The organism is Paenibacillus sp. lzh-N1, assembly GCF_002872435.1.
Lineage (GTDB): Bacteria > Bacillota > Bacilli > Paenibacillales > Paenibacillaceae > Paenibacillus > Paenibacillus polymyxa_C.
This window is the reverse complement of sequence record NZ_CP025696.1, coordinates 801763-827246: the sequence shown is the minus strand read 5'-3', so window position 1 is coordinate 827246 and position 25484 is coordinate 801763. Positions and strand designations below refer to the sequence as shown.

Sequence of the window (25484 nt, the reverse complement as noted above, 5' to 3'; positions counted from 1 at the left end):
TGTGCAAAAGGAGGGGAGACATTGCAGACAGGCTTGTTGATATGGCTGCTGTTCATCAATGCAGTAGGCTATCTGGTAATGTCGGAAGATAAAAAGAGAGCACGTAAACACCGTGATCGTGTACCTGAACGGACGTTGTTTTTGCTGGCACTGATTGGGGGCGCATTAGGTGTACTCATTGCGATGTACCGCAAGCGCCATAAAACACGGCATATGACCTTCAGATTAGGTATTCCTGCGTTGCTTTTCATTAACGCATTGCTCTATGGGTATTTTTTACGGTAAGGCTGGGAGTTTAGCTTCCCATAGGGAAGTTTAATGATGATTGAGAAGACTATTCTCAGCCATTACATGATGTAATGAAAGTGAACAACTACAGGAATACATAATTTCAGGCTTTGATTTAACAAACTGAATTCGGAAGAGGTGCGTATTATGCTATTTTCAAAAGTATTGCTTGCTTATGACGGTTCGGATGCATCCAACAAAGCTTTATTGAAGGCGGCTGAATTGGTGAAGGCATCACCCTCCTCGAAGCTTGAGGTCGTAACAGCATTCGATTTCCCGCGGATTTTTATGGGCGAAGGCTTGGCTCCAATTCCAGCTTCGGTGAATAAAGAGTATTATGATTTGGCTGAGCAAACTACGGATGAAGTTAAAAAGCGGCTTGCTGAGCAAGGTGTAGATGCCAAGGTGGAACTGATTCAAGGTTCGCCGGCCGAAGTCATTTTGGATTATGCCAATGAGAATGGCTTCGATGTGATTGTGATCGGCAGTCGCGGTTTGGGTGGTATTCGTGAATTTGTCTTAGGTAGCGTAAGTCACAATGTGGTGCAGCATGCACGTATCCCCGTGCTGGTCGTAAAATAACGAAATAAAAAAAGTAAAAGTCGGATCACTACCTGTACAGGTAGTGCCGGCTTTTTATTTTTGTTGGTAAGATGTATTGCTGGCCGTTATCAGTGTAGGTAGAGAGATAGCTAAATGTAATACAATAGTCCCGAGCTGTGCATATAAAGGGCTTGGTTTTTGTTAAACACGAACATTAAATTGTATCATTATGACAATGTTCGTTTTCAAGTTGACACAGGGTGTAGGGAATTGTTAAACTATGAAGTGTATTGTCGATAAAAAATGAACTTTAGGTACAATTTAATTAGGTACACATGTTGGAGCCGAAACTCACCACGATTACGCTAGGAAAGTATATCGTTGGGTATGGAGTAAGCACAATCCTGACTCGTATAATGCCGGGGATATGGCCCGGAAGTTTCTACCTGGAAACCTTAAATTTCCGGACTACGGGAGACATACGGCTGAAGCCGCATTGGATGCGGTGGAACAGGCTTGCTTTTGGCATGCCTTTAAGAGGCTCTGTCGTTTGTTTTTTCGTAGTCCGGTGTCTTGAAAATAACGTTATTTTCGAGTGCCGGATTTTTGGCGCTTATTGATAAACAGGGAGTGAAGGACATGTCAGTGCAGGTCGCTGTCATTATGGGCAGCACATCAGACTGGGACACCATGCAACATGCATGTGCTGTGCTGGACGAGCTTGAAATCGGATATGAGAAAAAAGTAGTTTCAGCCCATCGTACACCGGATTTAATGTTTCGTTTTGCAGAAGAGGCCGCCGGGCGCGGATTAAAAGTCATTATTGCTGGAGCGGGCGGGGCTGCACATCTGCCGGGAATGGTGGCTGCGAAGACATCCTTGCCAGTAATTGGCGTGCCTGTCCAGTCGAAGGCTCTGAATGGTCTGGACTCCCTGCTCTCCATTGTGCAGATGCCGGGTGGTATTCCAGTCGCCACTGTGGCGATCGGTAAGGCAGGCTCTACCAACGCAGGGCTGCTGGCTGCACAAATATTAGGTGCTTTTGACGAAAAGATAAGTCAGCGGGTTGTGGCAAGACGCGATCGTATCCGTGACGAGGTACTGGAAGGCAGTGACTCGCTATGAATGAAGCATGTGAATCGGCAGGCCGAATCCGCCCTCCTGGCACAGTGATTGGAATTTTGGGAGGCGGACAACTAGGAAGAATGCTTGTACTGGCAGGAACAAACCTAGGCTATCGCTTCGTAACACTGGACCCTGCACCGGATAGTCCGTGTGGACAGGTGTCCGAACAAATCCGTGCTGCCTATGATGATGAACGCGCGGCCAGAGAACTAGCTGCACGGTGTGATGTGATCACGTATGAGTTTGAAAATGTGGATGCAGGTGTAGCCGCGCTTTTGGAACAGGAATCCAGTGTACCGCAGGGCAGTAGTCTTTTGTACACGACACAGCATCGTCTGCGTGAAAAACGTTCTATTGAAGCAGCTGGTGTTCCTGTCGCTCCATATCGTGAAATTAGCAGTTCTGCCGATATGGTTCAAGCGGTAGCCGAACTGGGTGTACCGTGTGTGCTCAAAACAGCAGTCGGCGGTTATGATGGCAAGGGCCAAGTGGTCGTTCGCCAATCGGAGGAAGCCACGAATGCCTACGAGCAACTGGCTGGAAGCGGCTCGGAACTGGTGTTGGAACAGTTCATCCGTTTTCGCTGCGAAATCTCGGTGATTGTAGCTCGCAGCACGAACGGTGAAGCCAAAGCCTTTCCGCCTGCGGAAAACATTCACGTAAACAACATTTTGCACACGTCGATTGTACCCGCACGCGTACCTGAACCTGTCCAGGAAGAAGCACGCAAATTGGCGCTGGCTGTGGCGGAGTCATTGGATGCGGTGGGGCTGCTCGCTGTGGAGATGTTTGTCACCGAAGAGGGACAATTGTACGTTAATGAGTTGGCACCACGTCCCCATAACTCCGGCCACTACACGATGGAGGGATGCGCCACATCGCAATTTGAGCAGCATATACGTGCGATTTGTGGTTTGCCACTAGGCAACACGAAGCTTCTGACTCCGGTCGTGATGGTCAATGTACTAGGTGAGCATTTGGAGAACGTAATTCGGCGGTTCGGACAAACAGATGCTGAAGCTGAAAGATTGAGTGTTGTACCGAAGCTGCATTTGTATGGAAAAAGTGAAGCCAAGCCAGGCCGGAAGATGGGACATATTAATCTGTTGTGCCAGGATACGGAACAAGCGCTGGAATGGATTGATCAAACTAATATTTGGGGGGATAAATAGTCATGATCGAACGCTATAGCAGACCGGAAATGAGAGCGATTTGGACGGAAGAAAATAAATTCAAAGCTTGGCTGGAAGTAGAACTGTGTGCCTGTGAAGCATGGGCTGAGTTAGGTGTTATCCCAAAAGAAGACACCGTGGCTCTACGCAAAAATGCAAGCTTTGATATTGAACGGATCTATGAAATTGAGCAGGAAACAAGACATGATGTCATTGCTTTTACCCGCACAGTATCCGAAAGTCTTGGCGACGAGCGCAAATGGGTGCATTACGGTCTAACCTCCACAGACGTGGTCGATACAGCACTGGGCTATTTGTTAAAACAGGCGAATGAAATTCTGGAACGAGATATTCTGAACTTTATTGAGATTTTGAAGGAAAAGGCATTGGCTTACAAGCACACACCGATGATGGGACGTACACATGGAGTGCACGCTGAGCCGACCACATTCGGACTGAAAATGGGCCTGTGGTACGAGGAAATGAAGCGCAATCTGGAACGTTTCCGCTATGCTGCTGACCAGGTACAATACGGTAAAATGTCCGGTGCAGTCGGAACATATGCCAACATTGACCCGGCTGTGGAAGAATTCGTATGCCGCAAGCTGGGCACCAAGCCTGCTCCGATTTCTACACAAACGCTTCAGCGTGATCGTCATGCTGAATATATGGCCACGTTGGCGTTGATAGCCACATCGTTGGACAAGTTTGCTACAGAAGTCCGTGCATTGCAAAAGAGTGAATTCCGCGAGGTGGAAGAGGCTTTTGCCAAGGGTCAAAAAGGATCTTCCGCAATGCCGCATAAACGCAATCCGATCGGAAGTGAAAACATCTCCGGCCTGGCACGTGTGATTCGCGGGCATATGGTGTCGGCGTATGAGAACGTTATGCTGTGGCATGAGCGCGACATTTCGCATTCTTCTGTAGAACGCATCATTCTGCCAGATGCAACAATGCTGTTGAACTACATGCTGAACCGTTTTGGCAATATCGTGAAAAATCTGACGGTCTTCCCTGAAAATATGAAGCGCAATATGGCGCGTACGTATGGTGTACCATTCTCTGGCCGTATTATGACGAAGCTGATCGACAAGGGCTTTAGTCGTGAAAAAGCTTACGATACCGTGCAGCCGCGTGCTATGCAGGCATGGGAAGAACAACGCCAGTTCCGCGAAATCGTCGAGGCGACTCCTGAAATTACTGACGTGCTCAGTCCGGATGAAATCGAGGATGCGTTTAACCCAGCTTGGCATTTGAAAAACGTGGATACGATCTTTAAAAAGCTGGGATTAGGGGAGTAAGAGGGAAAGTTGGCGCTTGGGAGAGGATCAGGAGCGTGATGAGACCGCTGCGCGAACGGATCGTTCTTCCGATTGCTGTTGCCCCTGGATTCCTGAATTGGAAAACCTGCAAAGGTTGGAATCCAGGGGCAAAGGCAAACGCTAACGCTTCTCCAGAACGATTCCGTCTGCTCCGCTACTTCCAGCACCAACCCTCATGTGGGAGCAGAACTTGAAAAGGTGCGGCACATAAGATGCCGCACCTTCCCAAGAGCGATGGAAAAGCAGTGGAACACGCTTTTCTATCACAAGCAACGTTTCTGGAAGGACTGCCGAATTTGCACAGCAAACAGCCCGCAGTCCTTCCAGAAACGCGCAAGGCTCAAGAAGCGAAGCCTTGAGCCAGCCGTTCGCGCCGACGTAAAAGCGTTGCTGGATGAGGCTTGTGCCAACAAGCTTCATCCAGCGGAGCGCGCTCACCCGACCGTAGCTACAAAATAGACGCCCTCACCCGGCTCACTAGCCAACTCTTGCGGGAGTCCCGAGGGCAGCAGCCCTGGGGGTCCTCCCCGAGGGGAGGATTTAGGAGGGGCAACTTCTATGAAAGAGGTGTAATGAAATGTCATTGTCTACCGCCGAAGGTCTGATTCATGCGCCGCTCTTGTACAAAGGCAAAGTGCGTGAGTTGTATGATCTCGGAGAACATTTTCTGATTGTCGTGACGGATCGGATTTCGGCTTTTGATTATGTGTTGGAGCCGCCCGTACCGGAAAAAGGAAATGTATTGAACAAGCTCAGTGCTTTCTGGTTTGAACAGACGAAAGACCTGCTGGAAAACCATGTCGTGCATACCGATGTAGATAAGCTCGGACATGTTATCGACGAACAGCATAAAGAGCTGCTAAAGGACCGGATCATGGTTACGCTGAAGGCTGAACGCATCGACATCGAGTGTGTGGTGCGCGGATATATTACCGGAGGCGGCTGGCGTCAGTATGAGCAGACCGGCGAGGTAAACGGTATTCCATTGCCCAAGGGGCTACGTAAGAATGAACGCTTTCCCAAGCCTCTATTTACACCGGCTGCAAAAAATGATGTCGGTCACGACGAGGACATTTCCCTTCACCAAATGAAAGAGCTGGTCGGGGCCCAGCTAACCGGTGAGCTTGAGGAAAAAAGCTTGGCATTGTACGAATTTGCGCGTGCTTTCTGCGAAAAGCGAGGAATCATTTTAGCGGATTGCAAGTTTGAGTTTGGTCTTGTTGATGGCAAGGTGATTTTGATTGATGAAATTTTCACACCGGACTCATCCCGTTTTTGGGCGCAGGAAAAGTATGAGCTGGATGTGGAGATTGACAGCATGGACAAGGAGCCGGTACGAAGCTATTTGGCATCATCCGGTTGGGACAAGAACAGCAAGCCCGATCCGTTGCCTGCTGAGGTCGTAGAAGAAACAACTGCAAGATATACGGATATTTGGCGGCGTCTGACGGCACAGTAAATAGTAATCATAATTCAACCAATAGGATTCACTCATTCGGAGGAGGAACTGAAGGAACATGATGAAAGCAACAGTCTATGTCACGATTAAGCAAAGCGTTTTGGACCCGCAGGGGGTTGCGGTGCAGGGCGCACTGCATTCTATGGGTTTCGGAGAAGTGGATAGCGTCAGAATTGGTAAGTATATGGAACTGAATCTGGATACAACAGACCGCGAGAGTGCAGAGAAACGCGTCATCGAGATGTGTGAAAAGCTGTTGGCCAACACGGTCATTGAAGACTACCGCTACGAACTGGAGGGCTGATTCCATGAAATTTGCAGTTCTGGTTTTTCCGGGCTCCAACTGTGATATTGACTGCTATAAGGCGATAGAGGACACGGTCGGTGAACCTGTCGATTATGTGTGGCATACTGCAACGGATCTGTCACCTTACGATTGTATTCTTGTTCCGGGAGGCTTCTCCTACGGGGATTATCTGCGGTGCGGTGCGATTTCCCGGTTTGCCCCGGTGATGAAGGAAGTAGCCAAAGCGGCTGCTGAAGGCAAATATATTTTGGGGATTTGCAACGGTTTTCAAATTTTGACCGAAGCCGGGCTGTTGCCAGGAGCTTTGCGCCGTAATCTGTCGATGAAATTCCTTTGCCGTGATACGGTGTTGCAGGTTGCGAATAACGATACGCCTTTTACAAGAGATTATGCTGCTGGTGAAGAAATCATTATTCCGATCGCACATGGTGAAGGCAACTATTACTGTGATGATGAGACGCTGGCTCGTTTGCAGGCGAACAATCAGATCGTATTTACGTATAAAGATAATCCCAATGGTTCCATGACGGATATTGCGGGGATTTGTAATGAACAAGGTAACGTACTGGGCATGATGCCCCATCCGGAACGTGCGGTGGATGCATTGCTTGGCACGGATGACGGCAAACGTATGTTTACATCTATTTTGAATGCTTGGAGGGATCGTCATGGCGCAGCAAGTGTCCGCTAAGGAACCGACGGCAGAGCAGGTTGCCGAACATAAACTGTATCAGCAGATGGGTGTGTCGGACAGTGAATATGCGCTGATCTGTGATTTCATGGGGCGTCAGCCGAATTATACGGAAATTGGCGTGTTCAGTGTTATGTGGTCAGAGCATTGTGCTTACAAAAACTCCAAGCCGTTGTTGAGACGTTTCCCGACGAGCGGTCCGCGAGTGCTGATGGGACCGGGTGAAGGAGCAGGGATTGTAGATATTGGAGACAACCAAGCGGTTGTATTTAAAATCGAAAGTCATAACCATCCATCCGCTGTAGAACCTTTTCAAGGGGCAGCGACTGGGGTAGGCGGCATCATCCGTGATATTTTCTCCATGGGCGCAAGACCTGTAGCTGTGTTGAACTCTTTGCGTTTTGGCAAGCTGGAGAGCGACCGTGTGAAATATTTGTTCGAGCATGTGGTATCCGGTATTGCGGGCTATGGAAACTGTATCGGTATTCCAACCGTAGGCGGCGAGGTTGTATTTGATGAAAGCTATGAGGGCAATCCGCTCGTCAATGCCATGTGTGTCGGACTGATTGACCATGATAAAATTCAGCGCGGTGTGGCAAAAGGGGTCGGTAACCCGGTGTTTTATGTGGGACCTCCGACAGGTCGTGACGGGATTCATGGAGCTACCTTCGCATCGGTTGAGCTGACAGAGGAATCCGAAGCGAATCGGACTGCGGTTCAAGTAGGCGATCCATTTATGGAGAAGCTGGTTATGGAATCATGTCTGGAACTGATCGACAGCGGTATTGTACTGGGTATTCAGGATATGGGCGCAGCGGGACTTACCTGCTCCAGTGCCGAAATGGCAAGTAAGGCGGGCAACGGTCTTGAGCTGTATCTGGATCAGGTACCGCAGCGTGAAGAGGGCATGACACCTTATGAAATGATGCTGTCCGAATCACAGGAGCGTATGCTGTTCGTGGTTGAGCCAAAGGATGAAGCACAGGCGCTTGAAATTTTCGAGCGTTGGGGCGTCATTTGTGCCAAGGTCGGCAAGGTGACGGATGACGGGCGTTTGCGTTTGTTCCATCACGGTGAAGTGGTGGGGGATATGCCAGTGACGGCGCTAGTAGACGAGTGTCCGATCTATGACAAGCCTTCCGAAGTTCCTGCTTATTATGAGCAAAATGCTGCTGTTGACACATTGCGTTACGCAGAAGTGACTGATTTGAACGGTGCGCTGAAAAAGGTGCTTTCATCCCCAAGTGTAGCCAGCAAGAAATGGGTATACGAGCAATATGATTACATGGTTCGCACCAGTACGGCCGTTCGTCCGGGCTCGGATGCGGCTGTAGTGACTGTACGCGGCACCCGCAAGGGACTTGCGATGACTACAGATTGTAACGGACGTTATGTATACCTGGATCCAGAGGTAGGCGGACGAATTGCAGTCAGCGAAGCAGCTCGTAACATTGTATGCTCCGGCGGAGAGCCTTTGGCGATTACGGACAACCTCAACTTCGGTAACCCTGAAAAGCCGGATATTTTCTGGCAAATGGAAAAAGCCGTGGACGGTATGGCAGAAGCTTGTCGTGTACTGGATACACCTGTTATCGGGGGTAACGTTAGCTTGTACAACGAAAATGCCAAAGGTGCGATCTATCCGACGCCTGTAGTCGGTATGGTCGGTCTGGTACATGATACAGATCATATTACGACACAAGGCTTCAAAGCTGAAGGCGACGTCATTTTCCTAGTGGGGGAGACGAAGGCTGAGCTGGGAGGCAGTGAGTTCCAGGCTGTCATGCATGGTGTGTCCGAAGGACGTCCGCCTGAGCTGGATTTGAATGTAGAGAAAAAACTGCTGACCGCAGTACTGGGAGCGATACAAGCCGGATTGGTACAATCTGCGCATGATCTCGCAGAGGGCGGATTGGCTGTGGCGCTTGCCGAATCTGGAATTAGCGGCGGATTGGGAGCACAGGTTAACATAGAGACGTCTTTGCGTCCTGACCATGCTTTATTCAGCGAAAGTCAATCCCGCATTTTGTTGTCCGCATCGCCGGATAAAGCGTCTGCGTTGGAAGCGCATCTGCGTGGATTGGAAGTGCCAGTTGCCGTATTGGGAAAAGTTGAAGGATCACAATTGACAGTTGAGGTGAACGGACAACCCGCTTTGAACGAGGCAGTCGCCAGTTTGAAGCAAATCTGGGAGGATGTCATTCCATGTCTGATGAAATAACAGCACGGACGTTGTGGACTGGAGATTATTATAATGAGGGCTCTGGTAAAGAGGGGCTGTTTGATAAATTAAAAGAGGAATGCGGCGTATTCGGGGTATACAGACACTCCGATGCCGCTTCCCTAGCCTATTACGGCTTACACGCGCTTCAGCATCGTGGTGAGGAAAGCGCAGGGATCTGTGTGAGCAGTGGCGACGAGTTCCATTATCATCGTGGAATGGGGCTTGTCAAAGAAGTATTTAATAAAGACTTAATGGCTTCGTTGACAGGCGATATTGCTATAGGACATGTGCGCTACTCGACAAGTGGAGACAGTAAGCTGACAAATGCACAGCCTTTGGTGTTCAAGTATCGTGATGGTGATCTGGCGGTAGCGACGAACGGAAATATCGTAAATGCTTTGCAAATCCGGCATGAGTTGGAGCAGGGTGGGTCTATTTTTCAAACGACCAGCGATACCGAAGTAGTAGCTCATTTGATCGCCCGATCGTCCAAGGATTTGGTGGAGGCTGCCAAGGATGCATTGAAGCGTATTGTCGGTGGGTTTGCTTTCCTTATTATGACCAATGACAAGCTGCTTGTGGCTTCTGACCCCAACGGCTTGCGTCCATTGACGATGGGCAGATTGGGAGATGCTTATTTGTTTGCATCCGAATCCTGTGCTCTGGAAACGATTGGTGCAGAACTGTTGCGCGATATCGAGCCAGGTGAGCTGTTGATTCTTGATAAAAATGGACTGCACGAAGACCGCTATACGGAAGATAAGCAGCGTAAAGCGCTGTGTGCGATGGAGTATATTTATTTTGCTCGTCCTGACAGTGATTTGAACGGAGCTAATCTTCATGCTGCACGCAAACGGATGGGCAGCCAACTGGCGCTGGAGGCTTTTGTCGATGCTGATTTGGTGACCGGTGTACCGGATTCCAGTATTTCGGCTGCAATTGGTTATGCAGAGCAAACAGGTATTCCTTATGAGCTGGGCATGATTAAAAATAAATATACCGGTCGTACCTTCATTCAACCGAGTCAGGAGCTGCGCGAGCAGGGTGTGAAAATGAAGCTGAGCGCCGTACGCCGTGTGGTTGAAGGTAAACGGGTCATTATGATCGACGACTCTATCGTTCGTGGCACCACGTCTCGTCGAATCGTAAATATGCTGCGGGATGCAGGCGCGTTGGAAGTACATGTACGTATTACCTCGCCGCCTTTCAAAAACCCGTGCTTCTACGGTATCGACACGCCGGACCGTCGGGAACTGATCGCTTCGTCCAAAACCGTAGAGGAAATTCGGCAAGAGATTAACGCTGATTCGCTCTTCTTTATGAGCGCCGAAGGGTTGATTGCCGCAGTGGGCGGACATAACGAACAGGATTACAAGGGCGGTTTGTGCCTGGCTTGTTTCGATAACGATTATCCGACACAGGTAGATTTCAAAGGCGAAGAAAAGTTCGGGTGTAGTTGTTAGTATAGGGAACAAAAGAGGTACAGAGGTGCATGGGGATGGTGGTTCTGAGGGGGCCACTCCGCGTGTGGAAGGTTCTTACGATCGCTGTTGCCGCCAGATTCCAGGATTGGATTAACCCCTTACAGGGTTGGAATCCAGCGGCAAAGGCGAACGCTTCGCTTCTCCAGAATCCTTTCACCCGCTGCGTTCCTCAGGTGTGCAGCATTTTGCAGCAGTGCCTGTACCTCTTCTGTTCCCACAGGGAAGAGGATAGGTAAGGCCGTTAAAAACTCATGGCATAACTATTTCATGCCATGAGTTTTTAACAGGCGGGCGCAGCTGCCTGACTCAAGGGTCAAAGAAGTAAGCCGCCCGTTAGCGCTGCTCACTTCTTTGACCGGCACGTCCCCGACTTTGCAAAGCAAACAGCCCGGGACGTGCCCCTGCCGCCGTCACTACCAAAGGCGGCCACGCATCAAAGCGTGTCCTTGTGAATTGCGGGAAGACCCGCAACTCACAAAGGAAAACACGCGACTCACAGCACGAACCACCACCAAGCAGCACCCAATCCTACGCATCTGACCGACTCTTGAGGGGTCCAGGGGGAGCAGCCCCATGGAATCCTCCCTGCTAGGGAGGACTTAGGAGGGTCAATCATTTGAAGGAGTGTTCATGAATGTCCGAAGCATACAAAAACGCAGGGGTAGATATCGCTGCTGGTAATGAAGCAGTAGAACGGATGAAAAAGCACGTTAAACGTACCTTCCGTCCGGAAGTGCTCACGGACTTGGGCGGATTCGGTGCATTGTTCGGCCTGAATAAAGATAAGTACGAGGAGCCTGTACTTGTGTCTGGTACTGACGGTGTCGGCACGAAGCTGAAGCTTGCCTTCGCAATGGATCGTCATGACACCATCGGCATTGATGCAGTTGCGATGTGCGTAAACGACATTGTCGTAGGGGGCGCGGAGCCACTCTTTTTTCTCGATTATCTCGCCTGTGACAAGGTTATACCTGAGAAAATCGAAGCGATTGTCGCCGGTATTGCCGAGGGCTGTCACCAGTCAGGTTGTGCGTTGGTCGGCGGTGAAACCGCAGAAATGCCGGGGATGTACAGCGAGGGCGAATATGATATTGCCGGATTCACGGTAGGGATTGTAGATAAAAGCAAAATCATTAACGGCAGTTCCATTGCTCCTGGAGATACCGTAATCGGACTAGCTTCCAGTGGCGTTCACAGTAATGGTTTCTCACTGGTTCGCAAGCTGTTATTGGAACAGCAAGGTTATGATTTGCATGATGAAATCGAAGGCTTGAATGGCAAACTGGGCGATGTACTGCTGGAGCCTACGAAAATTTATGTGAAATCTGTGTTGGCATTGCTGGATAAGGTAAAAGTAAAAGGCATGGCGCATATCACTGGTGGCGGTTTTATTGAAAATATCCCTAGAGTGTTACCGGATCACGTCAATGTGGATATACAATATGGCACTTGGCCGATTCTGCCGATCTTCCAGCTCATGCAGGAAAAAGGCGAAATCTCCAACAAAGACATGTTCACGACTTTCAATATGGGGATTGGAATGGTGATCGTTGTCGGTGCAGAGCACGCACAGACCGCACTGGAAGTTCTGAAGGAACAGGGTGAAGCTGCGTATGTGATCGGAAAAGTAACGGAAGGCAGCTCTATCGTGACCTTTACAGGAGCCGAGGTGTAATGAACGAGTACCGGATTGCTGTTTTTGCATCAGGCGAAGGGACGAACTTTCAGTCTTTGGTGGATGCGGCTGCGCGGGGTGAACTGGGCGGCGCCTCGGTAGAACTGCTCATCTGTGACAAGCCTGCGGCTCCTGCTGTAGCTAGAGCACAAAAAGCTGGAATTGCCTGTCATACTTTTCGTCCTAAAGATTATCCTGCCCGAGAAGACTATGAGCGTGAATTAGTGGCTTTGCTGGAGCAGAAATCGATTGATCTCATCGTGTTAGCAGGCTATATGCGTTTGCTATCTAGTGTCATGGTTGATGCGTACGCTGGGAAAATCATTAATATTCATCCGTCGCTGCTTCCGGCATTTCCAGGGAAAGATGCTATTGGACAGGCATTAGCCTATGGGGTCAAGGTAAGTGGGGTCACCGTCCATTTTGTGGACGGGGGGATGGATACTGGGGCGATTATTGCCCAACGTGTCGTGGAGGTTCACGATCATGATACAGCGGAATCCTTATCCGTAGCCATTCAATCCGTGGAACGTCAGCTATATCCTGAGGTAGTTGGCAGACTGGCCCAAGGCAAAATCCAATTGAATGGCCGCAAGGTGAACTCACTTCTCTAAAGATAACTGTAATTTGTCATATCATTGTCCTAACAAGGATACTGTACAGGCATTTTCCGATATTTCTCGGGAAATAAATTGATAGAAGAGAAATTTGCAAAATTCTGAAAGAGCTAAAGGAGGAGACAGGGTGAGTATTAAAAGAGCGCTCGTCAGCGTATCAGATAAACGGGGAATCGTAGAGTTTTGCCGTGAGTTGTCCAAATTGGGTGTGGAGATCGTTTCGACAGGGGGAACGAGCAGCTTGCTGTCGAAGGAGGGTATTCCTGTCATCGGTATTTCAGAGGTAACGGGATTTCCAGAAATTATGGATGGACGTGTTAAAACACTCCACCCTGCGGTACACAGCGGTTTGCTGGCTGTTCGGGATAATGAAGAGCATCAGCGTCAAATGAAGGAGCTTGGATTGGATTATATCGATCTGGTCGTTGTGAACCTGTATCCTTTTGCGGAAACGATCGCCAAACCCGGTGTAACCTATGAGGACGCGATTGAAAATATCGACATCGGCGGTCCAACGATGCTTCGTTCTGCGGCAAAAAACCATGCTTTTGTCAGTGTAGTGGTCGATGCTGATGACTATAGCACTGTACTGGAGGAAATACGTAAGGATGGCGACACGGAGCTGAATACTCGTAAGCGTTTGGCTGCAAAAGTGTTCCGTCATACGGCGTCATACGACGCTTTGATTTCCGATTATTTGTCGAATGTGACAGGCGACCCACTGCCTGAGCGTTACACTGTAACCTATGAAAAAATTCAGGATTTGCGTTATGGCGAAAATCCTCATCAACAGGCTGCGTTTTACCGTGAGCCATTGGCGGCCAAGGGTACACTGACAACAGCAAAGCAACTTCACGGTAAAGAGTTGTCTTACAATAATATCAATGATGCTAATGCAGCCCTGCAAATCGTCAAAGAATTCAGCGAGCCTACAGTAGTTGCAGTTAAGCATATGAATCCTTGCGGTGTGGGAATTGGCGGCAGTATTTATGAAGCGTACAGCAAAGCTTACGCAGCAGATCCAACTTCGATTTTTGGCGGCATCGTCGCGGCTAACCGGATTATTGATGGTGATACAGCGAACAAGCTGAGTGAAATCTTTCTGGAAATTATATTGGCACCGGGCTTCACGAAAGAAGCATTGGAGATTTTAACGAAAAAGAAAAATATCCGTTTGCTTGATCTGGGTGAGCTTTCCCCGTCTGAGGCGAAGAGTCGTTTCGTCGTGACTTCCATTGAAGGTGGCATGGTTGTTCAGCAAAATGACGTTCATGCTGTAGACCCGGATGCACTTACGGTTGTAACAGAGCGCGCGCCATCCGAGGAGGAACTGAAACAACTTTTGTTTAGCTGGAAAGTGGTTAAACATGTGAAATCCAACGCCATTGTACTGGCGGCAGATAATATGACCATTGGCGTAGGCGCAGGACAAATGAACCGTGTCGGAGCAGCCAAGATTGCAATCGAGCAGGCCGGTGACAAAGCAAAAGGTGCGGTACTGGCATCGGATGCATTTTTTCCGATGGGCGATACGCTGGAGTTGGCAGCTAAAGCAGGCATCACGGCAGTCATTCAGCCGGGTGGCTCTATCAAAGACGAAGAATCCATCAAGGTTGCTAACGCATATGGCATTGCTATGGTCTTTACGGGCGTACGTCATTTCAAGCACTAAGTTGCGTGAGTTGTGGTTGCAGCACACCTGAACGATCATACTGGGAGCGGGAGGAATCACCTGAATGGATATTTTGGTTATCGGAGGGGGCGGCCGCGAACATGCAATTGTGTGGGCGCTGAAGAAAAGCCCCAAGGCCGGACAAATCTATTGTGCGCCAGGTAATGCTGGTATTGGACAATTAGCGGAGTGTGTGCCGATTCCGGTGAGTGAGTTTGACGCGCTGACAGAACTGGCGGAATCCAAAAAAGTCGGACTGGTCGTGGTAGGCCCCGATGATCCGCTGGCAGACGGCATTGTGGATGCCTTTGAAGCCAAAGGCATCCCAGTATTCGGACCGCGTAAAAATGCGGCGGAAATTGAAGGTAGCAAAATCTTCATGAAAGATTTGCTGCATAAATATCGAATTCCGACAGCAACTTATCGCAAATTTTATACCTATGAGGAAGCACATGCCTACTTAAAGGACCAGCCGATTCCGGTGGTCATTAAGGCCGATGGACTGGCAGCAGGCAAAGGCGTGACAGTCGCTTACTCAATGGAGGAAGCGGAAAGGGCTCTGTCCGATATTATGGTGGCAAAGGTATTTGGAGAAGCGGGCGCACAGGTCGTGATCGAGGAGTTCCTCACTGGACAGGAAATGTCGATTCTTTCCTTTGTTGACGGTGAAACGGTACGGCCGATGGCAGCGGCGCAAGATCACAAGCCGGTTTTTGATGGTGACAAAGGACCCAACACAGGTGGCATGGGAACATATTCCCCGCTGCCTCACATAGCCAATTCCATTATTGAGGAAGCCATTGAGACGATTATTAAGCCGACGGCCAAGGCTATGGTTGCTGAAGGACGTCCGTTCCGTGGTGTTTTATTTGCTGGACTGATGATTTCGCCGGACGGCAAGCCGAAGACCATTGAGTTTAATGCACGTTTTGGTGATCCAGAAACACAAGTCGTATTGCCTCGACTAAAATCCGATTTGCTCGATATTTTTCTCGCAGCGGTGAACGGCACACTGGATCAGGTGGAGATCGAGTGGAAGGATGAGGCTGCGGTGTGCGTGGTGCTGGCATCCGGGGGTTACCCTGCAGCTTACGCCAAAGGAGTACCTATCCACGGACTGGACCAGGCAAACGAAGCTATCGTCTTCCATGCCGGAACAGGCATCAACGAACAGGGTGAGTGGGTAACGAACGGCGGACGCGTGTTAGGCGTGGTTGGTTTGGGACGTGACATTGCCGAGGCACGGGACAAAGCTTACGAACAGGCTGCTCATATTACCTTTGAAGGCAAGCAAAACCGTACAGACATTGCGGCAAAAGCATTGCTATAACAGCAATATATAGGATACAGAGGACCTCTTCGGAGGTCCTCTTTTTCGTTTGACAAATGTATACTTATCCTATAGGATTAAAAATACAAAACTGACTGACTGATCAATCGGGAGGAGGAAACCCATGCAGCCACACAAGGCGAAGCAGCCCAAAACCCTTTCGAATGACTCACCTGTTGACCACGGGGGAGAAGAAACAGACCGCAGAACACAGCTTCTTCACATTGCGTTAAAGCGGTTCGCTGAGCAGGGTTATCACCAAACGAAGATTTCAGATATCGTGGTGGAGGCAGGAGTAGCTCAAGGCACATTTTATTGGCATTTTAAAAGTAAAGAGGCCTTGGCGCTGGAGATTATCGCTACAGGTCGTGAACAGCTTTTGTCAGCGATCGGGCAGGGGTATCGCCGTGATGCGGGAACACTGGCTGATATGGTTAAGGCATCGGAAGCGCTGTTTGTTCGGCTATTTCATTTTGCATTCGAGAACCGTTATCTGATGGGTTTGCTGCTGATCGGCAGTGGTGTCGATGAACCAGTGAGGCAGAGCATCCGTGAAACAAGGACTGCGATGGAGCTTGCATTCCGGCGCAATATGGAGCGAGCGATCGAGCTGAACATGTTGCCTGCCGAATTAGATGTCGAATTAAGGGCAGCACTACTCATGAGCATGATTGAAGGTGTCATTATACGCTGGCTATTCGGTTCAGAGGGAACACATGACCACATCAAGCAGGTATCCGCTACAAGATTGGCAGAAGAGGCTGCTAATTTTGAATTTTACGGGCTATTAGGCCAAAGCTAGACGTCAACATCGCATGAATGAGTATGGGCAACAAATAATATAGCCAAATTACACATACAAACTTAAACATTTACATCTAGACAGGAGAGAACGATACATGAAAACACGTAAAAAAGGATTCTTGGTGACCACACTCATGGCTCTGGCATTGTTTAGCCTTGTGCTGAGCGCTTGCGGTACAAAGCCAGAAGCTTCGAATACTAGCAATGGAGCAGGCAGCAGTAACGAGGCAGCCGCCAATCAGCTCGAAGCCATCAAGAAGGCTGGTGTAATGAAGGTAGGCATGATGGGTACTTACCCGCCGTACAATTTCTTGAACGACAACAAGGAGTTGGACGGGTTTGATGTGGATATTGCCAAAGAATTGGCGAAACGGATTGGAGTAAAAGCGGAGTTCACGGCACAAGAATTTTCGGGACTGATTCCAAGTTTGCAAAAGAAAAAATTCGATGCAGTGGTTAGCCAGGTGGCGATTACAGAGGATCGTAAGAAGGCCATTGACTTCACAGATCCCTATATCACCAATAATGTGAATATTATCGTGAACAGTAAAACCAATGACATTACGACGTTGGAAGACTTTAAAGGCAAAACGATTGGTGTCGGCTTGGGAACAAATGATGAGTCTTATCTGCGCAACGAAGTGCTGCCAAAGGTAGGCGATTTTGAGATCAAAACATATGATGATGTCATTACTTCATTGAAGGATCTAAACTCTGGTCGTATTGATGCAACCATTAACAATCTGTATGCTCTTAAGCCCATTATTGACAAAAACGGATTTCAAATTAAAGCTGTAGGCGAGCCGATTAAATCGGATCAGGCGGCTGTAGCTATTAACCAGAAAACTCCTGAGCTGAAGGAAGCCTTGAACAAGGCTCTGAAGGAAATGAAGGAAGACGGCACTTACAAAACAATTTTCAAAAAATGGTTTGGCGAGGAGCCAAAAGAATAACGTAAGCCTGTTACAGGCGTCTGGCTCCAGTCTTGGCTTTTATGCTGACATGGGGCCACTCGTCTGAAAGAAGGGAATATAACCGATGCTTGAATTAATGTGGGAGAACGTGCCTTTTTTATTGAAGGGCGCTTATTATACGCTGTATATAACGATTGTTTCTATGCTGTTTGGTCTAATCATTGGTCTGGTTGTTGCTGTAGCCCGATTGAAAGGGAATCGACCTGTTCGGTGGCTGGCTCGCATGTATGTATCAATCATCCGGGGAACGCCGGTTTTGGTGCAGATTGCGGTCATTTATTATGGTCTGGATGATTACGGAATATCATTCGGATCGCTTACGGCTGCTTGTCTCGCGCTCAGTATTAATACAGGGGCGTACTTATCGGAGACGTTCCGTGGAGCTATTTTAGCCGTACCGCAGGGACAGACCGAGGCCGCTTATGCTACGGGAATGTCGCCTGGTCAAACGATGTGGCGTATCATTCTCCCGCAGGCGGTACGCATTGCAATTGCACCGATGGGAAATACGTTCGTGGGTATGCTTAAAGAAACGTCGCTGGTGTCAGTTATCGGGGTCAGTGAATTGATGCGGCAGGCACAGCTTTTACAGGCGCAGTATTTGCTCTACATGCCGTTTCTGCTCGAAATTGCCCTGATGTATTGGATTATGAGCATTGGATTCTCCGCTATACTGGAGCGGGTGGAAAAGCGTCTGGCTCGAGCTTATTAAGGTGGAGATGATAGATGATGATAACAACAAACGGATTAGGTAAACGATTCGGACAGGTAGAGGTTCTGAAAAGCATAGATTTTCAGGTTGCCGCTCGTGAAATCGTCGTATTGCTCGGTCCCAGCGGCTCTGGTAAAAGTACCTTGCTGCGCTGTCTGAACGGTCTAGAAGAGCTGTCTTCCGGCAAGTTTGAGGTGAACGGGATTGAGGTTGATGCTACATCTCCTGTTCGTGCCCGCCAAGCGGCCATTCGTGATATTCGCAAGCAGACGGGGATGGTGTTCCAGCAATTCAATTTGTATCCGCATAAAACAGCAATCGGCAATGTCATTGAAGGACTGCTGACAGTAAAGAAAATGCCGCGCGACAAGGCTATGTCTATCGGACAACAGCTATTGAAGCGGGTGGGATTACTGGATAAGCAGGATGTACACCCATCTCGTCTGTCGGGTGGACAGCAGCAACGGGTAGCTATTGCACGTGCACTGGCGATGGACCCGGCGATTATGCTTTTCGACGAGCCGACATCGGCGCTTGATCCCGAACTGGTGGGTGAAGTGCTAGGGGTTATGCGAGAGTTGGCTCAAGACGGAATGACAATGGTCGTCGTGACTCATGAGATGAAATTTGCCCGTGAGGTGGCGGACAAGGTTGTATTTATGGCGGACGGTATCATTGTGGAGGAGGCTGCGCCACAGGCATTTTTTGATGCTCCCCAGCATGAGAGGACACAAAAGTTTTTGCGTCAAATTAGCGAATTTTAAGTTAGATTGAGAATAAATCATAGATTACTAAGATAGAAAGAAGGCAATTGAACATGAAAGTATCTACAACTTGGCACGGCAAACGCGCGTTTACATCGGAAGGACCATCCGGTTATTCCGTAGGGATGGATGCTACGGCGGCTTATGGCGGTGATGGTAAAGGGATGACACCGATGGAACTGCTGCTTGCGGGTCTGGCGGGATGTATCGGTATTGATATTACGATGATTTTGGATCGTTTTTTGTCGGACATTCAGCGAATTGATATTGATGCAGAAGGTACGCGCAAGGAACAAATGCCAACGGGGTTTACAGCGATTGATCTGACATTCCACGTGGACGGAGATATTCCAGACTACCGTGTATGGAAAGCGATTCAGATGGGTAAGGAAAAATATTGTGCAGTATCCGACTCCTTAAAAGCGGAAATTCGGATGCACCTCATTTTGAATGGAACAGAAGTACCCTATCCAGCGTAAGAGTTGAGGGGTGAGGAGAGTCAGCCTGTGTTATATACAGGCTGACTCTCCTTTTTTATGTTATCTGAGATCGGTGTACAGGTGGGTAGGTAATGCAGCTAAACGCTACGTTATCGTGCAGCGTTTAGCTGTAATGTAGAACTTGTCCTTTATCCGCTGCTTTTTTGCTTGCGTTCCCTTAGCAAGAGATACAGGAAATAGGGCGCGCCAATCACGGCTGTCACGATGCCAGCAGGAATTTCGAGCGGCGGCTTCAGCCCCCGTCCGAGCGCATCGGCAAGGACGAGAATCAGGGCACCGATCATGGCTGCGCCGGGCAATAGATAGCGGTGGCGATTGCCAAACAAACGCCGCGCCAGATGTGGTGCCAGCAGTCCTATAAAACCGATGGAGCCGATGGCAGCGACACAGGAAGCAGCTAAGGCCACGGATACGGCCAGCAGTCCTGTGCGCATACGCTTCACGCTAAGTCCCAAGCCAGCGGAGCTTTCCTCATCCAGACTCATAATATCCAGCTTGCGCTGTAGCGTATAGGCGAGAGGCAGCAATACAATTAACCATGGCAAAAGTCCATATACTTCATCCCAGCCTTTGCCCCACAGACTTCCAGCTAGCCAAGTCAGCGTATCGCTGGCTTCAAGTGGATATTTGACCAGAATATAATCAGTTGCAGCCTGAAAAATAGCACCTACCGCTAGCCCGGTTAAGGCTAGCATGTTAGGACGCATGCCCCCCTTCATCGAAAGCTGTACGAGCAGTAGTGCAGCTAGTCCGGCACCGACAAAGGCAGCTACAGGCAGTAGCGCCACGGGGGATGAGGGGAGCAGCACGATGACGAGAACCGCAGCAAAGCCGGCTCCCTTGGATACACCCACCACATCCGGCGAAGCCAGTGGGTTGCGGATCATACCTTGCAGCAGCACGCCAGCTACTGCAAGGCCAGCACCGGCCATGATGGCCAGCAGGCCACGAGGCAGTCGGTAATGGTGAACGATGAACCAGGAAGAGGCATTTCGGTCAGTCAGAGCGGCGATCAGCTCAGCGGGTGTAATGTAGGTGCTACCCACGCCGATAGCTACAAAGGAAACACCCAGCATTAATACGAGTAAAATCCACAGCTTTTTCATCGTGAAGCCCTCCCGTTCTTGTGCGCCAGATATAAAAAGAAGGGCGCGCCCACCAGCGCGGTTACGATACCAACGGGCGATTCATAAGGAAAGGCAATAAATCGTCCAAGCACGTCTGCATATGTCAGCAGCAAAGCTCCGCAGATTGCAGACAGGGGGATGACCCGTTTGTAATTATCGCCTGTAAACACCTTGATGATATTCGGCACCATCAGGCCCACAAAGCCAATAGACCCGGCTACTGCTACAGCAGAGCCTGCCAGCATAATAACTGAGGCTGAGGCCAGTAAGCGGACAAGACGTACATTTTGCCCCAGTCCCTGTGCGACCTCTGTACCGAGGCTAAGCACAGATAGCGAGGGGGCCAGTGCCAGTGCAAGGATCATACCGACGGCGAACCAGGGCAGCACCAGACGCGTATCGGCCCAAGTGGACCCGTCGATGGCTCCGGCGAGCCAATACAGTACATCGGATATTTGCTCGTTAAACACGAGCAGTCCCTGAGTGACAGAGGCCAGCAGCAGATGCACTGCCATCCCGGCAAGGGCCAACTTGACTGGCGTCATGCCCGCCGTTCCGGCCAGCGCATATACGAAGGAGCCGCCTGCGATCGCTCCAGCAAAAGCAAAATAAATGCTGCCGGACGACCCGATATTCGGCAGCAGCACGACCGACAGAACGACAGCCAGCGAAGCACCAGAGCTGACTCCAAAAACCTGCGGCGAAGCCAGCGGATTGCGTGTGATAGCCTGCATCAGCGCTCCGGCCACGGCAAGCCCGGCGCCGACGATCAGGCCAATGACGGCACGTGGTAGGCGTATCGTCAAGATAATGAGCTGATCCTTGGACGGATGCTCGGTGAACAGCGCAGTCAGCATGGTGGGGATATCCATCCTGACTGGGCCAATTGCCACGCTCAGCAGCAGTCCAGCCAGCAGCGCGAATAGAAGTGCAAAGACGACCGGCTTATTTAGCCGGTCGCGTAAGGCTTGTCCGATCAACGGGAGCCGTCTCCTTTATTTTGCGCGGGATACAGAAGCGAAATCGCTTGCTCCAGTATTTTCTCGGCAGAGCCGAGTCCACGGTACCGGGTCCACAGTGCCCGGTTTACTTCGTAAACTTCCCCTTTTTTCACGGCCGTAATGTTTTGCCATAACGGATTTTGCTTCCATTCCGCAAGCAGCTTCTCATCGGCTTCCACCAAGAAGATCACATCTGGATCAGCTTGTGCAATCTGCTCCAGTGTCAGCTTGACTGTAGGCTCGCTTGTATTTTGAAGCGCATTGTGGATGCCTGCTTGCTCCAGCAGTTGTCCATCAAAAGATGAAGCGCCGTGAGCCGATAGTGAATCCGAACGGAATACCCCAAGCAATACGCTGCGTGACTCACCAGCTTGGATGCCTTCTTTCAGCTTTGCCATGGTAGCTTTATGTGCTGCGAGAATTTGCTCACCCTTTTCCTTCTCACCCAACGCGTCAGCGATAACGCCGAAGGATGCCAGGTTTTGTTCATAAGAGGAATTGCGGCTCTTAAGAACAATGGTAGGAGCAATCTCATTTAGTTCTTTGTATATGCTCTTATGACGGTTTAGATCAGCAATAATCAAATCGGGTTTCAAGGAGCTGATCGTTTCCAGGTTCGGCTGTTTGCGTGTGCCGACAGGTGTAAAGTCGATTTTTTTGCCAAGCAGCCCATCGATATCATCCTCATTTTCCTGAGCTATGCCGACAGGCATCACACCCAGTTGGGTAGCGGCATCGACAAAAGAGAATTCCAACGTTACGATTCTTTTAGGTTTGCCTGTAACTTTGGTTTCTCCCATCTCATGTTTGATCGTTCGAGTGTCGCCTGTGGTTTGAGGTGCTGCTGCATTATTATTTTGTGATTGGCCTCCACATCCCGCCATAACGGCTGTCAGTAGTACCAGAATCGCTGCAAGCAGCATGCCTGTGCGTAGTGGTAGTGGCTGTTTTGGTGTTGCCATGTATTGTCCCCCGTTCCCAATATGCTTACCAGAGAAACTGATAATCATTATCAATTAACTAACTGTTGACCATTCTAGCAACCGGGAAGGGGGACGTAAATAATGTGATCATTTAAACCATTTTAGCCTATTAAGCGAATTAAGTTCATTAAAATCACAACCGAGGAGAGAGGAAGGAAGAGACCGAACGGCAGAATTGGTGGTTTATGCATTTTCCTGCCGTCTGCGATAGATACGCTCCGGTCTGCCGACGGTTCCGTATACCTGATCATGGTGCGCATCGCCACTTTCCACTAAATATTCCAGATACCTTCTGGCGGTAGATCGGCTCATACCTAGCTCAATTCCCACTGTACCCGTAGTAACCTCACCTTGTCGATTCAGGAGATCAAGCACCTTTTCGCAAGTGACTTTATCAATGCCTTTGGCCCATAGCTCTCCGACTCCGTTACCCGTCATCCGACCCGTGCCCGCGCTTTGTAGTAGACGGTCAATTTCCGATTGCTCCACCGTAGATTGTTCCTCTTGCCATGTTGTGACTTGGCGGCGAAAACGGGCATATTCCTCTAAGGTCGCTCGCAATCTTTCGAATACGAGCGGTTTTACGATAAAATCAAATACGCCTGCGCGAACCGCTTGTACCACAGTTTCAGCTTCTTTGGCGGCAGTCAGCATAATGACATCTGTACCCGGATAGTGTTGCTTGATGAACGATAGCAGGGTTAGACCATTCGTATCGGGAAAATAAACATCCAGCACGGCTAAAGACGGACGCAGAACATCTAGTTGAAGCTTTGCCTCAAATTCGTTCGTTGCTATTGCACATACAGTGAACCCGTCCACCTTTTCAATAAATCGTCGGTTAATCTCCGCAATTCGCGGATCATCTTCAATAATAAGAACCTCAATGTCCGATAAAACCCGCTCATTCATGGACGTAACCTCCTTTTGCATTATTGCTCCCCGTGTCTGTCCTATTTAAAGGAATGTATACTTCAAAAATGCTACCACCACCAGGCCGTTCATGTACTTTTATGGAGCCACTCATTCGTTCAGTGTACTCCTGCACGAGAGCGAGGCCATATCCGTGTCCTGCCTCTGCTTTGGTTGATGCTCCCTTAACGAACAGTTTTTCCTGGATATCCTCTGAAATACCCGATCCATTATCTGCAACTTCGACGATGATGGCTTCAGTCATTTCTTCAAGCCGGAACCAGACCTGTCCGTCAGGTATAGAGCCTATCGCAACTGCTTCCATAGCATTGTCCAGCAGGTTTCCGGCAATGGCAGCAAGAAGCGACCACTCCAACGTAGGAGACGGAGTTGAAAATGCTCCTTTAATATATGAATGGAGTACAATCCCTTTTTCCAATGCCTGTTTTTTCTTGCTGATCAGCAGGCTGGCGATGATTGAATCAGGTGAAAGAGAAGAGGAAACGGAACGATGTACACGATACTCCTCCGATTCTTGAGTAATAAAGTCCACTGCTTCGTCATAACACTCCAACTGAATCAGACCGGATATGAGATATAGCCGATTGGTATATTCATGTGTTTGTGATCGCAGCACATCCGCATAATCCTTGACCTCCGTCAACTGCCGCGTCATGCGAAGCAGCTCTGTTTTGTCGCGCAGACTGGCAACCGTGCCCAGCATTCGTCCGAATCGATCCTTGATTGGCACACGGCTGACGACTACGACTCGTTGTTGGATCTCAATTTCTTCATTGAATACGTTCTGTTCCTGATCGGGCTTCATGCTTGGATTCTTCTCGATAAAATCTGTAGCAAGCACATCTGCCAGCTGATCTGCGGCGCCCGCCAAGTGACGAAGCTCGCATCCATAGAGGCTAGTTTCCGGGGGAAGGCCCAGCAAACGGACGGCTTGTGGATTGGCAAGTGTGACTTGTCCACTGCTATTAACCGCGATAATCCCTTCGCCTATGGATTCGAGAATGGCTTGCTTTTCCTGATACAACCGTCCAATCTCTACTGGCTCCAGCCCATGCAGTTCGCGCCGTACCCGTCGTGCTATAATCAAACTTCCTAATATGCCGATCATCAGCGCGCCTATCATGAACCATAGCCATGTATATGTGTATGTACGAATATTTTGCGCCACATCTGTCATCAGAAAACCTACAGAAACGAGTCCGATAGCTTGGCCTTGTTCATTATAGACTGCGGTTTTGGCTCGCAGTGACGGTCCGAGAGAGCCGGTGGATTCCGTAATAAAGGACTGCCCTTGCAGCACCTTAGTATTCAGCGGGTCCATCATAGGCTGTCCGATGCGTTCCGGGTTAACATGCCATTGACGAATGAGATGACGATCTGCAATTGTAATAAAATCAGCCCCACTGCTGGCTTGAACGGGCTTCACTGCCTCGTTGATCCGCGCACGTAGTTGCGTTGTATCGGTCTGTTCTAGAGCATCCCTGACCTGTGCATCTACCGCAAGCGTATTGGCTACGGTCAGCGCCCTTTTCCCAATCTCTTCATACAAGGCGGAGGTAATCATATAGCGCAAGGATAATCCCAACAGTCCGGTAACGACTAGCACTAGAAGGGATATGAATACCATTAATTTTGTCTGAAAACGCACATGCCTTCACCGCCACTAAACAAAATATAGGAGCAGTTGATCAGCCGATCAACTCCCCAATACGATTCATTTTACTGTATTTCAGAAACGGCCGCACTTTTAATCTATCGAAAGAATGGTCTATAATAG

26 protein-coding genes and 1 riboswitch are annotated in these 25484 nt (G+C 49.4%); of the genes, 20 read left to right on the top strand and 6 right to left on the bottom strand.

The genetic code is table 11. The annotated features are described in order from the left end of the window. The first annotated feature begins 21 nt into the window (after positions 1–21). From C0638_RS03725 to C0638_RS25965, 6 genes are all read left to right on the top strand, one after another. Positions 22–285: a DUF1294 domain-containing protein gene (locus C0638_RS03725; protein WP_058710758.1), complete on the top strand. Its 264-nt coding sequence runs from the start codon at positions 22–24 to the stop codon at positions 283–285. A 150-nt stretch (positions 286–435) separates the two neighbouring features. Then, positions 436–870, top strand: coding sequence for a universal stress protein (locus C0638_RS03720; protein ID WP_013369465.1), 435 nt, complete (start codon positions 436–438; stop codon positions 868–870). A gap of 350 nt (positions 871–1220) precedes the next feature. Beyond that, positions 1221–1322, top strand: a riboswitch (purine riboswitch). Between the two features lie 148 nt (positions 1323–1470). Then, the gene (purE, locus tag C0638_RS03715) at positions 1471–1956 is read left to right on the top strand and encodes a 5-(carboxyamino)imidazole ribonucleotide mutase (protein WP_013369467.1); all 486 of its coding nucleotides are present in this window, start codon (positions 1471–1473) and stop codon (positions 1954–1956) included. Next, a complete protein-coding gene (gene purK, locus C0638_RS03710) occupies positions 1953–3128 on the top strand; it encodes a 5-(carboxyamino)imidazole ribonucleotide synthase (RefSeq protein ID WP_040102120.1) in 1176 nt (391 codons plus the stop codon). Before purE ends, purK begins: the two co-directional genes overlap by 4 nt. A 2-nt stretch (positions 3129–3130) precedes the next feature. Further along, a complete protein-coding gene (gene purB / locus C0638_RS03705; RefSeq protein WP_058710757.1) occupies positions 3131–4429 on the top strand; it encodes an adenylosuccinate lyase in 1299 nt (432 codons plus the stop codon). A gap of 16 nt (positions 4430–4445) precedes the next feature. After that, a complete protein-coding gene (locus tag C0638_RS25965) occupies positions 4446–4574 on the top strand; it encodes a hypothetical protein (RefSeq protein ID WP_267893749.1) in 129 nt (42 codons plus the stop codon). On the opposite strand, the gene C0638_RS25130 is transcribed toward C0638_RS25965, so the two are convergent. Then, positions 4571–4870: a hypothetical protein gene (locus C0638_RS25130; protein WP_058710756.1), complete on the bottom strand. Its 300-nt coding sequence runs from the start codon at positions 4868–4870 to the stop codon at positions 4571–4573. The genes C0638_RS25965 and C0638_RS25130 overlap by 4 nt on opposite strands. Before the next feature lie 157 nt (positions 4871–5027). Between C0638_RS25130 and C0638_RS03695 the strand changes: the two genes are divergently transcribed. The 14 genes from C0638_RS03695 to C0638_RS03625 all read left to right on the top strand — a co-directional run bounded on the left by C0638_RS03695 (position 5028) and on the right by C0638_RS03625 (position 19642). Beyond that, positions 5028–5909 carry a phosphoribosylaminoimidazolesuccinocarboxamide synthase gene (locus C0638_RS03695; protein ID WP_040102117.1) on the top strand — a complete coding sequence of 294 codons (882 nt, stop codon included), beginning with the start codon at positions 5028–5030 and terminating at the stop codon, positions 5907–5909. Positions 5910–5967: 58 nt separating this feature from the next. Then, entirely contained in the window at positions 5968–6213 is a 246-nt protein-coding gene (gene purS / locus C0638_RS03690) for a phosphoribosylformylglycinamidine synthase subunit PurS (RefSeq protein ID WP_007428837.1), read from the top strand. 4 nt (positions 6214–6217) lie between these two features. Beyond that, the gene (gene purQ, locus C0638_RS03685; RefSeq protein WP_013369473.1) at positions 6218–6907 is read left to right on the top strand and encodes a phosphoribosylformylglycinamidine synthase subunit PurQ; all 690 of its coding nucleotides are present in this window, start codon (positions 6218–6220) and stop codon (positions 6905–6907) included. Then, complete coding sequence (gene purL, locus C0638_RS03680) at positions 6885–9128, top strand: phosphoribosylformylglycinamidine synthase subunit PurL (RefSeq protein WP_058710755.1); 2244 nt, start codon at positions 6885–6887, stop codon at positions 9126–9128. Before purQ ends, purL begins: the two co-directional genes overlap by 23 nt. Then, a complete protein-coding gene (gene purF, locus C0638_RS03675; protein ID WP_013369475.1) occupies positions 9113–10594 on the top strand; it encodes an amidophosphoribosyltransferase in 1482 nt (493 codons plus the stop codon). Before purL ends, purF begins: the two co-directional genes overlap by 16 nt. 655 nt (positions 10595–11249) lie before the next feature. After that, a complete protein-coding gene (purM, locus tag C0638_RS03665; protein WP_025675375.1) occupies positions 11250–12290 on the top strand; it encodes a phosphoribosylformylglycinamidine cyclo-ligase in 1041 nt (346 codons plus the stop codon). After that, a complete protein-coding gene (purN, locus tag C0638_RS03660) occupies positions 12290–12904 on the top strand; it encodes a phosphoribosylglycinamide formyltransferase (RefSeq protein ID WP_058710753.1) in 615 nt (204 codons plus the stop codon). Before purM ends, purN begins: the two co-directional genes overlap by 1 nt. A 130-nt stretch (positions 12905–13034) precedes the next feature. Beyond that, positions 13035–14579, top strand: a complete 1545-nt coding sequence (gene purH, locus C0638_RS03655) for a bifunctional phosphoribosylaminoimidazolecarboxamide formyltransferase/IMP cyclohydrolase (RefSeq protein ID WP_040102112.1) — start codon at positions 13035–13037, stop codon at positions 14577–14579. Positions 14580–14643: 64 nt separating this feature from the next. Next, positions 14644–15909 carry a phosphoribosylamine--glycine ligase gene (gene purD / locus C0638_RS03650; RefSeq protein ID WP_058710752.1) on the top strand — a complete coding sequence of 422 codons (1266 nt, stop codon included), beginning with the start codon at positions 14644–14646 and terminating at the stop codon, positions 15907–15909. A gap of 124 nt (positions 15910–16033) precedes the next feature. Beyond that, positions 16034–16711, top strand: a complete 678-nt coding sequence (locus C0638_RS03645) for a TetR/AcrR family transcriptional regulator (protein ID WP_058710751.1) — start codon at positions 16034–16036, stop codon at positions 16709–16711. A 97-nt stretch (positions 16712–16808) separates the two neighbouring features. Further along, entirely contained in the window at positions 16809–17666 is an 858-nt protein-coding gene (locus tag C0638_RS03640) for a transporter substrate-binding domain-containing protein (RefSeq protein ID WP_040102110.1), read from the top strand. 85 nt (positions 17667–17751) lie between these two features. Beyond that, positions 17752–18399 carry an amino acid ABC transporter permease gene (locus tag C0638_RS03635; protein ID WP_040102109.1) on the top strand — a complete coding sequence of 216 codons (648 nt, stop codon included), beginning with the start codon at positions 17752–17754 and terminating at the stop codon, positions 18397–18399. Between the two features lie 14 nt (positions 18400–18413). Continuing rightward, positions 18414–19163, top strand: coding sequence for an amino acid ABC transporter ATP-binding protein (locus C0638_RS03630; protein WP_013369485.1), 750 nt, complete (start codon positions 18414–18416; stop codon positions 19161–19163). Between the two features lie 53 nt (positions 19164–19216). After that, the gene (locus tag C0638_RS03625; RefSeq protein ID WP_013369486.1) at positions 19217–19642 is read left to right on the top strand and encodes an OsmC family protein; all 426 of its coding nucleotides are present in this window, start codon (positions 19217–19219) and stop codon (positions 19640–19642) included. A gap of 149 nt (positions 19643–19791) precedes the next feature. Here C0638_RS03625 and C0638_RS03620 read toward each other — a convergent pair whose 3' ends face one another. The 5 genes from C0638_RS03620 to C0638_RS03600 form a co-directional block, all read right to left on the bottom strand. Beyond that, positions 19792–20769 carry a FecCD family ABC transporter permease gene (locus C0638_RS03620; protein ID WP_013369487.1) on the bottom strand — a complete coding sequence of 326 codons (978 nt, stop codon included), beginning with the start codon at positions 20767–20769 and terminating at the stop codon, positions 19792–19794. Continuing rightward, entirely contained in the window at positions 20766–21770 is a 1005-nt protein-coding gene (locus C0638_RS03615) for a FecCD family ABC transporter permease (RefSeq protein ID WP_013369488.1), read from the bottom strand. Before C0638_RS03615 ends, C0638_RS03620 begins: the two co-directional genes overlap by 4 nt. After that, positions 21767–22753 (bottom strand): ABC transporter substrate-binding protein, encoded by a 987-nt coding sequence (locus C0638_RS03610; RefSeq protein ID WP_058710750.1) that lies wholly within the window; start codon positions 22751–22753, stop codon positions 21767–21769. The genes C0638_RS03615 and C0638_RS03610 overlap by 4 nt, the downstream gene beginning before the upstream one ends. A 204-nt stretch (positions 22754–22957) precedes the next feature. After that, entirely contained in the window at positions 22958–23686 is a 729-nt protein-coding gene (locus C0638_RS03605) for a response regulator (RefSeq protein WP_013369490.1), read from the bottom strand. After that, positions 23679–25355, bottom strand: a complete 1677-nt coding sequence (locus C0638_RS03600) for an ATP-binding protein (RefSeq protein ID WP_058710749.1) — start codon at positions 25353–25355, stop codon at positions 23679–23681. The genes C0638_RS03605 and C0638_RS03600 overlap by 8 nt, the downstream gene beginning before the upstream one ends. Between the last annotated feature and the right edge of the window lie 129 nt (positions 25356–25484).